At 45.2% G+C, this 13945-nt stretch carries 12 protein-coding genes; 6 read left to right on the top strand and 6 right to left on the bottom strand.

Annotated features, from left to right (window positions below; genetic code table 11):
- Nucleotides 1-118: 118 nt before the first annotated feature.
- Entirely contained in the window at nucleotides 119-1975 is a 1857-nt protein-coding gene (hscA, locus tag NAF17_RS07355) for a Fe-S protein assembly chaperone HscA (RefSeq protein ID WP_252757335.1), read from the bottom strand.
- A gap of 190 nt (nucleotides 1976-2165) precedes the next feature.
- Between hscA and NAF17_RS07350 the strand changes: the two genes are divergently transcribed.
- The gene (locus NAF17_RS07350; RefSeq protein WP_252757334.1) at nucleotides 2166-4982 is read left to right on the top strand and encodes a TolB family protein; all 2817 of its coding nucleotides are present in this window, start codon (nucleotides 2166-2168) and stop codon (nucleotides 4980-4982) included.
- Nucleotides 4983-5156: 174 nt separating this feature from the next.
- On the opposite strand, the gene NAF17_RS07345 is transcribed toward NAF17_RS07350, so the two are convergent.
- The 3 genes from NAF17_RS07345 to NAF17_RS07335 form a co-directional block, all read right to left on the bottom strand.
- The gene (locus tag NAF17_RS07345; RefSeq protein ID WP_252757333.1) at nucleotides 5157-5918 is read right to left on the bottom strand and encodes a copper homeostasis protein CutC; all 762 of its coding nucleotides are present in this window, start codon (nucleotides 5916-5918) and stop codon (nucleotides 5157-5159) included.
- Between the two features lie 66 nt (nucleotides 5919-5984).
- Nucleotides 5985-7010 (bottom strand): glycosylasparaginase, encoded by a 1026-nt coding sequence (locus NAF17_RS07340; protein ID WP_252757332.1) that lies wholly within the window; start codon nucleotides 7008-7010, stop codon nucleotides 5985-5987.
- A 159-nt stretch (nucleotides 7011-7169) separates the two neighbouring features.
- A complete protein-coding gene (locus tag NAF17_RS07335; protein ID WP_252757331.1) occupies nucleotides 7170-7610 on the bottom strand; it encodes a putative signal transducing protein in 441 nt (146 codons plus the stop codon).
- Between the two features lie 51 nt (nucleotides 7611-7661).
- On the opposite strand from NAF17_RS07335, the gene NAF17_RS07330 reads away from it, so the two are divergent.
- From NAF17_RS07330 to NAF17_RS07320, 3 genes are all read left to right on the top strand, one after another.
- Complete coding sequence (locus NAF17_RS07330) at nucleotides 7662-8621, top strand: helix-turn-helix transcriptional regulator (protein ID WP_252757330.1); 960 nt, start codon at nucleotides 7662-7664, stop codon at nucleotides 8619-8621.
- A gap of 169 nt (nucleotides 8622-8790) precedes the next feature.
- Nucleotides 8791-9216: an SRPBCC family protein gene (locus tag NAF17_RS07325; protein WP_252757329.1), complete on the top strand. Its 426-nt coding sequence runs from the start codon at nucleotides 8791-8793 to the stop codon at nucleotides 9214-9216.
- Nucleotides 9217-9233: 17 nt separating this feature from the next.
- A complete protein-coding gene (locus NAF17_RS07320; protein WP_252757328.1) occupies nucleotides 9234-9695 on the top strand; it encodes a GyrI-like domain-containing protein in 462 nt (153 codons plus the stop codon).
- A 121-nt stretch (nucleotides 9696-9816) separates the two neighbouring features.
- Here the strand turns inward: NAF17_RS07320 and NAF17_RS07315 are convergent, their stop codons facing one another.
- Together NAF17_RS07315 and NAF17_RS07310 are read right to left on the bottom strand one after the other, a co-directional pair.
- Nucleotides 9817-11151, bottom strand: coding sequence for a dihydroorotase (locus NAF17_RS07315; protein ID WP_252757327.1), 1335 nt, complete (start codon nucleotides 11149-11151; stop codon nucleotides 9817-9819).
- A 121-nt stretch (nucleotides 11152-11272) separates the two neighbouring features.
- Nucleotides 11273-11911: a hypothetical protein gene (locus NAF17_RS07310; protein ID WP_252757326.1), complete on the bottom strand. Its 639-nt coding sequence runs from the start codon at nucleotides 11909-11911 to the stop codon at nucleotides 11273-11275.
- Between the two features lie 331 nt (nucleotides 11912-12242).
- Between NAF17_RS07310 and NAF17_RS07305 the strand changes: the two genes are divergently transcribed.
- A complete protein-coding gene (locus tag NAF17_RS07305; RefSeq protein WP_252757325.1) occupies nucleotides 12243-13607 on the top strand; it encodes a DEAD/DEAH box helicase in 1365 nt (454 codons plus the stop codon).
- On the top strand, nucleotides 13567-13878 hold the full coding sequence (locus tag NAF17_RS07300) for a hypothetical protein (protein WP_252757324.1): 312 nt from the start codon (nucleotides 13567-13569) through the stop codon (nucleotides 13876-13878). Before NAF17_RS07305 ends, NAF17_RS07300 begins: the two co-directional genes overlap by 41 nt.
- Nucleotides 13879-13945 lie beyond the last annotated feature (67 nt).

Here is a 13945-nt window from a genome sequence, read left to right as displayed (position 1 = left end):
TGGAATAAATAAAAACTATGTCATTGCGAAACGTAGTGATGTGGCAATCTCAAAGGACAAGCGGATATGATGAGATTACCACGCTATCGCTCGTAATTGACATTTTTTTTTGAGAGCATTACTCTATACTCTTCCCCTTCATTGCGGTAGCAATGGCTACATCCATTACACGTTCGGCAAAGGGGCGGGTAAAGTCGTTTAAGATGTCAATTTTGTTGTGGATCAGGTCTTTATCGCCGGTGCTTAGGGCGGCTTTAAGGGCTTCTAACTGGATATGAGTTTCAGTAACTTCATCAGCGTTTAAAAGCTGACCATTCTTTTTAAGGAAATTCTCGACCACGTAAACCATTTGCTCAGCCTCGGTCTTGACTTCTATCAGCATGCGGGCGTTTACATCATCTTTGGCGTGGGTGATGCTGTCCATCAGCATTTGTTCCACCAGGTCGTCGGTAATGCCATAGGCTGGTTTCACCTCTACCTCCTGCTTAACGCCGCTGCGCAATTCAATAGCCTGGATCTTTAGGATCCCATCGGCATTCAGTATAAAGTTGATATCTACCTTAGGGAAACCTGCAGGCATAGCGGGGATGCCCTTTAGCTCAAACTCGGCCAGTTTGCGGTTCTCGCTGATCAGGTCGCGCTCGCCCTGGTACACGGCAATCTTCATATTCACCTGTCCATCTTTTGAAGTGGTGTATTGTCGGCCTGCCTTGGTCGGGATTTTGGAGTTACGGGGAATAATGGTATCCATCAAACCACCCATAGTTTCGATACCTAAAGAAAGCGGGGTAACATCAAGCAGTAAAATATCGCTGCGGTTACCGGCCAAAACATCGGCCTGTATAGCGGCACCAAGTGCAACCACCTCATGGGGGTTAATGCCATCATGCACCGGGCGACCGAAAAATTCGGCAACCATCTTTTTAACTAAAGCCGTGCGGGTACTGCCGCCAACCATCACCACTTCATCAATATCAGCGGTAGTTAGTTTAGCGTCTTTCAAAGCATTTTGGCAGGCGGTTATGGTTTGCTGCACTTTGGGTAGTATCAGTTTCTCGAACGTATTACGGTCGATAGTGCACCAAATATCACTTATCTTTTCGTTGAAAATACTTTGGTGGGCAAATGCTTTCTTAGCTTCCTCGGCTTTCAGGCGAAGCTCTTGTGTCAACTCGCGGTTATTGGCCAGTTCGGCTTTGTCTATATTGTTTTTTTCTATCCAGTAATCGGCAATAACGCGGTCAAAATCATCACCTCCCAAAAAAGTATCGCCATTGGTAGAGAGTACTTCGAAGATGCCATTCTGAATTTGCAGGATGGATACATCAAACGTACCACCACCCAAATCATATACCGCAATGGTTTTGGTTTCTTCTGGATCGAGGCCAATGCCATAAGCAAGGCTTGCGGCTGTAGGCTCGTTAACAATACGCAAAACATCCAACCCGGCAAGTTTACCTGCATCGCGTGTTGCCTGGCGCTGCGAATCGTTAAAATAGGCAGGCACGGTTATTACCGCGCGGCTTACCGGGGTTTTAAGGGCATGCTCGGCACGTTCCTTAAGTTCTTTCAGGATGAGTCCGGACAGTTCGATGGGGTTGTAAAATTTATCGCCAACCTTAATTTTTACCAGATTCTCGCTGTCGTCATCAATGATCTTGTAAGAGAAAAAATCCTGGTAGTTTTTTACATCAGCATAAGATCGGCCCAGCAAACGCTTAACCGAAAACACGGTATTTTGCGGATCGGTGATCAAATATTCTTTAGCTTCGTTACCTACGGTGATATCACCTGCGGTACCAAAGTGCACAATAGAAGGCACTAAAACGCCTTTACCGGTATCATTGATCACCTTCGGGTTTTTGTCGGGGTCGATAAAGGCCACCAATGAATTGGTTGTACCCAGGTCGATGCCTACAATAATATCCTCTTTTTGTATTGAACCCGTTGCCAGGTTGATAGAAACTTTAGCCATAGTAGTATATCACAAAGCGCAAATGTAGTTAGTTTTAAGGGACGGAGTGTCATTTGGATTTCGGATTTATGACCGTCTGAACTCGAATTATAAAAATTAACGAATTTCCGGAACTTAAAGGCTTCAAATTCTGTTAATTCACCAAATTCATTTAATTCGAGTTCAGACATTTTAACTACTTTCACCTTCGATGAAACGACTGTTATTGCCTGTATTACTTTTAACCGCAACGCTTGTAAAGGCGCAGCAATTTGGGGGCAACCCGCCATCTATTAAGTGGAAACAGGTGAAGTCGCCGGTAGCAAGGGTTATCTATTCGCAGGGGATGGATTCGGTAGCGCAGCGTGTGGCCCAAACCATCGCGCAGATGAACCGCAGCATCCAGCCTACCATTGGCTTTAAGCAAAGGCGGGTAAGCATTGTTTTACAAAACCAAACCATCATATCAAATGCTTACGTTGGCCTGGCGCCGTTTCGCAGCGAATTTTACCTTACTCCAAGTCAGAATAGCTTTGATGTAGGCAGCCTGCCGTGGCCCCAACAACTGGCCATCCACGAGTTTAGGCATGTGCAGCAATACAATAATTTCAACGTAGGCCTGTCGCGCGGATTAAGCTTTGTTTTTGGTGAAGGCGGACAAGCTTTAGCCAATGCCCTCAGTGTGCCCGACTGGTTTTTTGAAGGCGACGCCGTATATAACGAAACATTGGTAAGCCGGCAGGGCAGGGGAAGGTTGCCATACTTTTTTAATGGTTTCCGTGGGTTGTGGGCTGCCGGTAAGGATTACAGCTTTATGAAACTGCGCAATGGCTCATACCTCGACTATACGCCAAACCATTACCCATTAGGTTACATGATGGTGGCTTATGGTCGCGAGAAATACGGCAATGATTTTTGGAAGGGCGTAACACATGATGCCGCCGCATTCAACACAGGCTTTTATCCGTTACAAGGTGCTATTAAAAGGCATGCGGGTGTAGATTATATCACTTTTAGGGATGCTGCTTTCAATCACTTTAAGCAGGTATATAAGGATGATGCCAAAGATAACAGCCCCAAAGTCAAACGACAGCATTTTATAGCGGATGAAGAGTTTCCGGCATATGTGAATGATACTACCATCATCTACCTCAGAACCACCTACAATCACATCCCTAAGTTTGTTATCCGCACGGGTATTAAAGAAAAAGTCATCGCTACCCAAAGCGTCAATACAGATAATTTTTTTAGTTACCACGATGGTAAAGTGATTTACGCCGCTTATCGCCCCGATCTGCGTTGGGGATATCGCAACTACAACGAACTAATGGTGCTTGATGTGCGAACAGGTAAAGAGCACCGTATCACTCGCAAAACAAAATATTTTTCGCCCGCTTTTAGTGTCGATGGCAAAACCATTGTAGCAGTGCAGGTGGCATCAACAGGTAGAAGCGAACTGCATTTGCTGGATGCCGTTGGTAAGCTATTAACCGTATTGCCAAATACCGCCGGTCTATTCTACACCTATCCCAAGTTTTATGGTGATGGCAAACTGATCTCGGCAGTACGCAACTTTAAGGGGGAGATGTCGCTGTCGCTAATCGATATAAAGTCGGGCGTTACAAAGTATCTTCTTCCATTCAGCTTTGAGCCGATAGCCTTCCCTCAAATACAAGGCGGCATGGTTTACTTTACCAAAACATTGGAATTAAACGATAAACTGTTCGCGCTCAACATCGGCACAAATCAATTATCTGAAGTGAAGGCTCCGGCCTTTGGGGGGGCTATAGGTTATTATCAATCCGCTATCAGTCAAAATAAAATAGCCTGGACGGGTTTTACTGCTGCCGGTTACCGGTTACAGCAGGTTAATCTTGCATACGCTCAGCTTTCACCGGTAATCAACGCCAAAGCGTTTTCGGCTTTGCCGGATATGAATATCAGCGCGCTTAAAAAGGATAGCGCCGCTAACTTTGTAGCATCGGTAAAACCAGATTCGCTGCCGGTGAGCAATTACAGCAAACTGCACGGGCTGTTCAACTTCCACAGCATTTTCCCAAGCCTTGCGGACCCAAACTACGCTATACAACTGGTAGGCAACAATGTGTTGAATACCTTCGATTCGCAGCTAACTTTCACCTATAACCGCGATGAGGGTTACAAACGCATTGGCTACGATGCCGCCTACGGCGCATTCTTCCCATACCTGCTTGCCGGTGCCGATTACAGTTTTGACCGGCGCGGCTTATACAAAGGCAACAATATTTACTATAACGAAACCGATATCCATGGCGGTTTACAGGTGCCGCTTAATTTTTCGGCGGGTAAAAACATCACTTCTTTATTGGTAAGCAGCAGTTATTATTACAGCCGTAATACATTCCAAGAGGCGTTCCACAGTATGTTTAGAGATAGTTATTATACATACCTGAACAATACGCTGCGCTTTAGCAACCAAACACAAAAAGCAAGGCAAAACATCAACCCGCACTTTGCGCAAAACTTGTATATCGGCTACAAAAAGTCTTTGTCGGGCCGCGAAGCTAACCAAATCCTGGCTACAGGCTCGTTGTATTTCCCTGGTTTATTAACCAATCACAGCCTTATTTTGAGCGGGGCCTACCAGCACCGCGCACAAAACAATGGCATCGGTTTCTCTAACGATTTTCCATTCTCGTATGGCTACAGCGCCGAAAACCTTGATGATATGAGCAAGTTTGCCGCAAGCTATCATTTCCCTATCGCTTATCCCGACGGTGGCTTTGCCAACCTGCTCTACATAATGCGTATGCGCGGGAACGTCTTTTACGAACAAACTCACGCTAAAGCTTTAAACTTCTACACTAACGGCGCAACTTTCAGGCAGGATTTCCGGTCGGTAGGTGGCGCGGTGTTCTTCGATACCAAATGGTTTAACCAGGGTGCGATATCATTTGGAATTCGCTACAGTCGATTGTTGGATAATGATTTTTTTGGCGGCAGCGGCAGGAATAGGGTAGAGCTGGTATTGCCGGTGAGTATATTTTAATTTGTTTGATTAAATCGATTTTAACGATTAATACGATTTTTCTTCCTAGTCATGCTGAACGATTTGAAGCATCTATTCGCCGACATGTATGATGTACGTTAAATCCTGAGCGATAGCGAAGGATTACAAATAAGTAATTAGCCAACCAAAATTACTAATTCAGTCATTCACTAATTAATTGTTCGCCGCCACCAATATCGCTTTCACTTTATCAGCACTCGTTACATCAAGGCTGTATTCATCGGTGATGCCGCCGTTTAGCAGGATGTGGTCATTTTTATATTGCATGCCGCCATGGTAATTGATACGGGCAGATGAATGTACCTCCGTTGCGCCGGTGAAGTGCACCAGGTCGGCAACGTTGTTTTTGGTAATGCCGCTGCCGGGCATAATATTAATACGGCCCGCAGCCTTTTCTATTAGGTGTAAAATAACATTTGAACCTTCCATAGCAGTACTTTTGCCACCCGATGTCAGGATGCGTTCGCAACCCATTTCGATGATCTGCTCAAGCGCCTGAAAAAGGTCGGCACACATATCAAACGCTCGGTGAAAGGTTACCCCAAGGCCCCATTGGCGGGCAAGGCGCACCAATTCGGTACAGCGTTCTACATCTATACTGCCATCGGCTTTGAGTATGCCGATCACTACACCATCACAACCAGCCTCGATGCAGTTGCGAATATCAGCCTGCATCACTTCAAATTCCAGATCACTGTACAGGAAATCTCCGCAACGCGGGCGGATCAATACGTAAAGTTTAATGTGAAGATGCTTGCGGGCCAATAACATTTGGCCGTATGACGGGGTGGTACCACCTTCGGCAAGGTTCTCACAAAGTTCAACCCTTATGGCGCCGCCTTCCTGCGCGGCAATAGCCGAGGTTACCGAATTGGCACAAACTTCGAGTGTTACAGGTGAGGGCTTATGGCTCATATAGCATTGTAAGTTTATGTGTACGAAACCCCGTATTTACAAAATATGTTTTAGGCAATTTTACTTTTATTTATTTTTATCGTCTTTATAAAAACTCTTGCCGGGGATCAGCAGGTCTTGTTTGTTTTTATCGCATACGGCAAAGCTAAAACCTTCCTGTATCGCGTAAGCGCCGTATTCGCCTTTTTTGTTGATGGCCAAAAAGCCCACCTGGATCTCTTTTGCGGTTTCCGGTTTCTTTTTAATGATGCGATGCACAGCCTCTTTACAAGCATCTTCGGGCGAGTAGCCCTGGCGCATCAGTTCGACCACTAAAAAGCTGCCCACGTTACGGATCACCTCTTCGCCCACACCGGTAGAGGTAGCGCCGCCAATTTCATTATCCACAAATAAACCTGCGCCAATAATTGGACTATCGCCCACGCGGCCATGCAGTTTAAATGCCATGCCGCTGGTAGTACAGGCACCGCTGATATTGCCTTTAGCATCAATGGCCAGCATACCTATGGTATCGTGGTTGTATTTGCTGCCCGGGCGGTGCTGCTCATTCTCTATATTCATCTTAGGGGAGTACTTGGCTGTTACCAGCCATTTTTTCCAGGCCTTTTCAGATTCGGGAGTAAGGAGTTTTTCTTTTTTGATGCCCTGCTCAACGGCAAATTGGGTGGCGCCATCACCAACCAGCATTACGTGCGGAGTTTTTTCCATCACCAAACGGGCAACGGCAATTGGGTGGGCAATATTTTCCATAGCGGCAACCGAGCCGCAATTGCCAAACTCGTCCATAATACAGGCATCAAGCGTAACGCGGCCATCACGATCAGGATACCCGGCGCGGCCAACAGTATGGTTCTTCATATCCGCTTCGGGTATCTTCACACCAGCCTCAACAGCATCAAGGGCACGGCCGCCTTTTTCAAGCGTTTTCCAAGCTTCTTTATTGGCTGCAATACCAAAATCCCAGGTAGATATTACTATGGGCAGCCTGTCGCCGGGTGCGCTGGTAATCGTTTTCGCGGTTGCATATTTTGATAGGGTGGCTAAAGATGCCGTTACGGCGGTTAGCTTAATAAATTTGCGACGATCGTACATGAGGATAATTATAATGATAGGGTAATAATAAGCATAAATATATCAGCTTTGATACAAAGCCTCACCTAAACGGCGAAGCCCTCATGAAATAATTTTCTCCAAAGGAGAGGACTTGATAGTTTTAACTTCCCCTCATTTGGAGAGGACTTGGGCGAGGTTCTATTCAAAATCCCTTTGGCAATTAAAGCAATGCCAGGCCTTGCGAGCGTAAAATGGCAGTACCGCCAGCAAAGCCGATACTAAAGCAACCAGCCAATGCGCCTTACGCTCGGTAGCAGGGCCAAAACGCACGTTGCTCGATCCGCAATAGGGGCATATAACGGGCGAGTGTGTTTCTTCATCTATCTCAAAATGGTCCTGCTCATGCAGGTCGCCATCCTGGGCTAAAACTTCGCGGCTGCGTTCCAGGTCGCGTTCAAATATTTTTAGTTTGATGCCACCAACCGCGTTATTAAACACCGGGTTGGCCGATATGATGTTATCATCGGCAATAAAACACGGGATGCCGTTATCCTCCAGTTTGGTGCGCATAATGTGTGCCAGCATAGGGTCATAATATTGTTCGAGGGTGATGATCTTATCTTCGGGTTCTGCCGCCATTTTTATATAACATTTATGCTAAGGTACTTTGTTTTTGCTTATTTTGTGGTAATGAACCGAATCGACCGTATCTCAGCCATATTAATACAACTGCAAACCCGCCGTATTGTTAAGGCCAGCGATATTGCCGCGCGGTTTGATATTAGCCTGCGTACGGTTTACCGCGATGTGCGGTCATTAGAAGAAGCGGGTGTACCTATCATAGGCGAAGCCGGGGTAGGCTACTCATTGGTAGATGGTTATCGCCTGCCGCCCATTATGTTCACCAAAGAAGAAGCAACAGCTTTTTTAACCGCCGAAAAGTTTGTAGAGAAGATGACCGATGCCTCTACCACCGCCCAACACCGCTCGGCAATGGATAAGATAAGGGCGATATTAAAGACCACAGAAAAAGACCTGCTGGAAAGCATGGATGGCAGCATCGAGGTGCTTAAAAGTCAAACCCAGCGCCGCGTAAACAATAACAACCATATCCAAACTATATTGAATGGTATTGCAGCCAAAAAGGTGCTTTGTATCGATTATACGGCGGGCTACACGCAAACTAAAACCAACCGCCACATCGAGCCCATCGGGATCTTTTACCTGGACAGCTATTGGCATCTGATTGCCTACTGCCGTATGCGCAACGATTACCGCGATTTCCGGCTCGACCGTATCCACGAGATCCAGGAAACCGAACTTACCTTTAAAGGTAACCATCCAACGCTTAAATCTTACATTGCGCAAACTGCATCCGAACATCATCTCGAAACTATTGTGATCAAGGTAAACAGCAGCATCACCAATTTTATAAACGAACAGCGTTTTTACCACGGTTTTGTATCTGAAAAGCGTACAATCAACAATATCGAAATGACCTTCCTGACCATGTCTGTAGAAGGGTTTGTACGTTGGTTTATGATGTTTGGCGACCATGCCGAGATCGTAAGTCCGCAGATGGTAAGAGATAAAGTTGTGGAAGTTGCTGAGGGGATTATGAAGCGGAATGCTTCTGAATTGTCAGTTTGAGCTTGTCGAAGACTTATTCGCCCTGCAATATTCGCTAATGGTTCGACAAGCTCGCCATGATATTTTTTAAAATCAATACACCCTGCTGCCATACTGTTGTCAATCTCACTCATTTCTTTGTGGCGACGTAATTGTCATTAATACATCACCACATCTAAATTTATATATCATGAGCAAATTAACCTTAACAACAAGAGTAATATTTAAAGCATCCTCCGCTGAGGTTTGGAAAGGCCTAACCGACCCGGAAGTGGTGAAGCAATACTTTTTTGGTACCATATTAAAATCCGACTGGAAGGAGGGTAGCCCCATAACGTTTAGCGGCGAATGGGATGGCAAAAGCTACGAGGATAAGGGCTTTATTAAAGAGATAGTCCCTGGCAAATATGTTAGGTACAGCTATTGGAGCATCATGGCCGGTACCGAAGATAAACCCGAAAATTATGCCGATGTTAGCTACGAATTGAACGAGAACGGCGATATTACCGTCCTAACCATTATTCAGGATAATATCAAGGATGAGGCATCTAAAGAGCACTCTGAGAATAACTGGCAAATGATGTTTAATGGTTTGAAGAAGCTGATCGAGAGATAAATTATAACCACTTATCTATGAATTACGAAACAGCAAACATGCCCATGTTTTACGTTGCGGGCTTAGCCGTACGCACTATCAATAAGGACGGGCAATCCGCGCAGGACATTGGCTCCCTTTGGCAGCAATTTACCGAAGGCAACCTTGCCGATAAACTGGAAGACAAAGAAGGCAGCGAACTATACTGTGTTTATACCGATTACGAAAGCGACCATAACGACTATTATACAGCCATTTTAGGCTGTAAAGCTACCTCGATTGAATACCTGCCCAAAGGTTTTACCGGCAAGGCTATCCCCGCTGCGAAATATCGCGTTTATGATCCCAAAGGTATATTTCCGGAGAGTATTGGCGCTACGTGGAAGCACATCTGGCAGGATGATATTAATAGGACTTACACTGCCGATTTTGATGTGTACAACCTAAATGATAAAGGTTTTGAGCATACCGAGTTTAAGGTTTATGTAGCGGTGAATTAACCTAACTTTTTGCCATGCTGATTGCATGTGAAGCATCTAATCGCCTATATGCATTTGCGTATTGCATAGTTTAATAATAGATTCTTCGCTATCGCTCAAAAAGACAGAGGGGTGTAAAATATTAGCGGGTAAAGGTCATTCTTTGCCCGCTTTTTTCGTTAACGAGGCTGCCTTTATCATACACCAAATTGCCTGATACAATGGTGCTTACCACCTTAGCCTTAAACGTGCTCCCCTCAAATGGCGACCAGCCACATTTGTACAGAATGTTGCCTTTATTTACCTGCCACGGGTTGTTCAGGTTTACCAGTGCCAGGTCGGCCCAGTATCCTTCGCGGATAAAGCCACGTTTCTCTATTTGGAAGATGGTTGCTACGTTGTGCGCCATTTTCTCCGCGATCTGCTCTAAAGTTATTTTACCGTGATGATAAAGTTCCAGCATGGCGGGCAGTGCATGTTGTACTAATGGCCCACCGCTTGGTGCTTGCAGGTAGGGTTGTGCTTTTTCTTCGATGGTGTGTGGGGCGTGGTCTGAAGCGATGATATCTATGCGGCCGTCTAAAACAGCTTTCAGGATCTCGTTGCGGTCGGCTTCGGTTTTAACGGCTGGGTTCCATTTAATGAGGTTGCCTTTTTCGGCATAATCCGCATCGGTAAACCATAGGTGGTGGATGCAGGCCTCAGCGGTTATGCGCTTTTCAGCCAGCGGGATGTTGTTACTAAACAGGTTGGTTTCTTTAGCTGTGGAAATATGCAGGATATGCAGGCGCGTATTGTGCTTTTTAGCCAGCTCTACCGCCATGGACGATGACAGGTAACAAGCCTCGGCACTGCGAATTTTGGGGTGCAGCCTAACCGGGATATTCTCGCCAAGCAGTTGCTTGTAATGTTCCAGGTTGTTTTTTATGGTGGCCTCATCCTCGCAATGTGTGGCTATCAGCATGGGCGATTGTGCGAAGAGCTGTTCGAGCGTATTTGGGTTATCTACCAGCATATTCCCGGTTGATGATCCCATAAAAATTTTTAAACCACACACTTTTTTAGCATCGGTACGCAAAACCTCGTCGAGGTTATCGTTTGATGCACCCATAAAGAATGAATAATTGGCCGGCGATGATTTAGCCGCTATATCGTATTTATCCTGCAGTAATTGTTGGGTTAATACATTAGGCACCGTGTTTGGCATCTCCATAAAAGAAGTGATACCGCCGGCAACTGCCGCGCGCGATTCTGAACCAATATCGCCTTTATGAGTTAAGCCCGGCTCGCGGAAATGCACCTGGTCGTCAATACAACCCGGGAAAAGATGCAGGCCTTCAGCATTGATCTCTTTATTGGCAGCAAAGTTTATCTGCCCGTCAATCTTTTCAATAAAACCGTCTTTAATGAGCAGGTCGGCCTGGGTTTGCTTGCCTTCGTTTACTATCGTCGCGTTTTTAATAAGGATCGTTGCCATAAGGGCAAATATAGGCGTTTGGTAGAGAATCAAGAAGTCAAGAGTCAGGAAACAAGAGGGGAAGGAGTTAGGAGGTCAAAAAACGGGAAAGAAGAGAATCCTGATTTCTTGCCTCTCTAAATTATTTCCCTCCGAAGTAGTAATTCACCCCAAAGTTGAAATTGTTGTTAAGGCTGGCGTTTAAGAAACTGCCGTGGCTTAAGTAGTTGTATTGGTAGCTGATGTTACCAAAACCCATGTTTAACCCAACCTTTGAAGATGGGAAGAAAACAACATTTGGGCCGGCGTATGCGGCAAAGTGTCCGTTACTAAAATCGTTTGCCAGGTGTGATGTACTTACGCCCATTTGCGGGTAAAAGCCCAGTTTTTCATTAATCATGCAGTAATAACGCAGGTTAACGGCAAGGCCTAATATGTCGGTATGGTATTTATTGGTATAACTGTAGTTGCTTGCAGGTGTAGTGGCCGAGTAAAAGTTAGAGGTTTCGGTACCTGATACCCTTGAGTAACCTGGTTGGATGCCAATAGCCCATTTATCGTTAATAAAAAAGCCAAACTCGGGGCTGATGTTAAAGTTGGTGATCTTATAGTTGTAGTACCGGGTAACACCGCTATCAAAATTATAGTTCTGCGAGGTGCCGTCTTCATCGTAGCTAAAGTTAAAGCTGCCACCAATAAATTTGTGGCCTTTACCAATTTGCGCTTGCGCCGCGCCGATAATAAAAATGGAAGTAATTGCGGAAAGTAAGAGTTTTTTCATGTAATAAGTTAAATAGTGGGCCAAGATATACCTTTGGCAACTTATACGCAGCAAAAGGTGTGGTTGATACAGGCAAATGTGTTGATTAATGGTTTTGTGGAGAAAAGGTTCGATAATGTACTCGCAGTGGCTCTTGCATAAGACATTGTCTTACCCTGTACGCGTACACAGGGTATCGTTCCGAAGATCCTGCGTGGACGGGATTTTGTCATGGTGAGCCTTTCGAACCATTTGCTGGTAGAAAAAGACTTCGACAGGCTCAGACTGACAATTCTTCCCGACTTTTGGTCTTCAGACATTCCACTAAATAGAAAACCTTATCTTTGCGGCTATGGCTGTAACTTTTGAAGATCTAAAATTTAACCGGCAGATACTGAACGCTGTTGCCGATGCCGGTTATACCGAAGCTACGCCTATTCAGCAAAAAGCTATCCCGCCTATTATGAACGGGCAGGATGTTATGGGCATTGCGCAAACCGGTACGGGTAAAACCGCCGCTTATGTGCTGCCTATTTTAATGAAGCTAAAGTATGCCCAGGGCGAAAGCCCGCGTGCATTAATTGTATCGCCAACGCGCGAGCTGGCCATGCAGATAGAAGAGAACATCAAAGCGTTCGCCGTTAATACAGACTTACGCGTAGTGGTGCTTTACGGAGGCATCGGCCCCAAAACACAGATTGAGAACCTTAAAAAAGGGGTTGATATTATAGTTGCTACGCCCGGCCGTTTCTTGGATACTTATATTGCGGGGCACATCGTTACCAAAACTATTAATACTTTGGTGTTGGATGAGGCTGATAAAATGATGGATATGGGCTTTATGCCGCAGATAAACCGCATTTTAGAGGTGGTGCCGGTAAAACGACAAAATCTGCTTTTTTCGGCTACCATGTCCGAGAAGATCCAGGAGCTATCGCATAACTTTTTGGAATTCCCTACGGTGATAGAGGTTACCCCGCAGGCTACCACAGCCGAAACGGTAGACCAGCAGTTGTACCATGTACCCAATGTTAAAACCAAAATAAACCTGCTTAAAACCCTGTTGGATAAAGAGGGCGATATTAAAAAGCTGATGATATTTTGCAAAACCCGTGTAGCTGCCGAGGATGTTTTCAAATTTCTGCTGCGCAAGTTTGGCGAAAAGGAAGTGAAAGTGCTGCATGCCAACAAGGGGCAAAATACAAGGATAAACTCTATCAATTCATTCAAGAATGATGAGGTTAAGATACTGGTAGCTACGGATGTGGCATCGCGCGGGATTGATGTGAGCGATGTAAGCCACGTTATAAACTTTGATGTACCCGTGGTGATTGAAGATTATGTACACCGTATTGGCCGTACCGGCAGGGCTTATAATTCTGGTGTGGCCATAACGTTTGCCGTACCATCAGAGGAATACTACCTGGATAAAATTCAAAAACTTATCCGCCAAACCATCCCGGTGCATGCTATTCCCGATGGAGTTTTTATTGAAGAAACGCCGTACGAAGAGAGGCAGGCCCAGGCACGAGAAATAGATATGCAAAAGCGTAAGGATGACCCTGACTTTAAAGGGGCTTTCCACGAGAAAAAAACGCTGAACCAGCATAAGAAATTTGATGCCGAAAAAGCAAAAAGACAACCCAATAGTGCTAACAAGAAACCAGCAAAAACATATGGCGGAGTTCAACGATCTGCAAAAAAGAAACGATACTAACCGGGCAAAATTCAGGATCAGTCCGCTAAATTTTGCTACGGCCGCGCTTTTCATCCTTGCGGGATATATTTTTATTTACGGCGCGAAAATTACCGGCAGCACTTATGAGCACTGGAGCGGAACCATTGGGTTGATATTTGTCCTGTTTGGCATAGTTGTGTCATTGCTGGATATAATTTTCCGAAATTTCTTCTTCGAGACCAAAAAACTATGGATTATAGAGCTAAGCTTTATAACTTTGGTACTCATTATATTTTTCCTTGTTAAATAATTATTACAGATGTGCGGATTTCAGATGTGCAAATAACCAGATGAAAATCCTTAAGAGGGAAATCACT

It is taken from the genome of Mucilaginibacter aurantiaciroseus (assembly GCF_024055595.1).
Classification (GTDB): Bacteria; Bacteroidota; Bacteroidia; order Sphingobacteriales; family Sphingobacteriaceae; genus Mucilaginibacter; species Mucilaginibacter aurantiaciroseus.
Note: the sequence above shows the minus strand (reverse complement) of the source record. Positions and strands in the feature narration are given on the sequence as shown.

Coding starts and splice junctions, on each gene's coding strand:
- hscA (WP_252757335.1), bottom strand. CDS start 1,975: ATGGCTAAAGTTTCTATCAACCTGGCAACGGGTTCAATACAAAAAGAG.
- NAF17_RS07350 (WP_252757334.1), top strand. CDS start 2,166: ATGAAACGACTGTTATTGCCTGTATTACTTTTAACCGCAACGCTTGTA.
- NAF17_RS07345 (WP_252757333.1), bottom strand. CDS start 5,918: ATGAGCCATAAGCCCTCACCTGTAACACTCGAAGTTTGTGCCAATTCG.
- NAF17_RS07340 (WP_252757332.1), bottom strand. CDS start 7,010: ATGTACGATCGTCGCAAATTTATTAAGCTAACCGCCGTAACGGCATCT.
- NAF17_RS07335 (WP_252757331.1), bottom strand. CDS start 7,610: ATGGCGGCAGAACCCGAAGATAAGATCATCACCCTCGAACAATATTAT.
- NAF17_RS07330 (WP_252757330.1), top strand. CDS start 7,662: ATGAACCGAATCGACCGTATCTCAGCCATATTAATACAACTGCAAACC.
- NAF17_RS07325 (WP_252757329.1), top strand. CDS start 8,791: ATGAGCAAATTAACCTTAACAACAAGAGTAATATTTAAAGCATCCTCC.
- NAF17_RS07320 (WP_252757328.1), top strand. CDS start 9,234: ATGAATTACGAAACAGCAAACATGCCCATGTTTTACGTTGCGGGCTTA.
- NAF17_RS07315 (WP_252757327.1), bottom strand. CDS start 11,151: ATGGCAACGATCCTTATTAAAAACGCGACGATAGTAAACGAAGGCAAG.
- NAF17_RS07310 (WP_252757326.1), bottom strand. CDS start 11,911: ATGAAAAAACTCTTACTTTCCGCAATTACTTCCATTTTTATTATCGGC.
- NAF17_RS07305 (WP_252757325.1), top strand. CDS start 12,243: ATGGCTGTAACTTTTGAAGATCTAAAATTTAACCGGCAGATACTGAAC.
- NAF17_RS07300 (WP_252757324.1), top strand. CDS start 13,567: ATGGCGGAGTTCAACGATCTGCAAAAAAGAAACGATACTAACCGGGCA.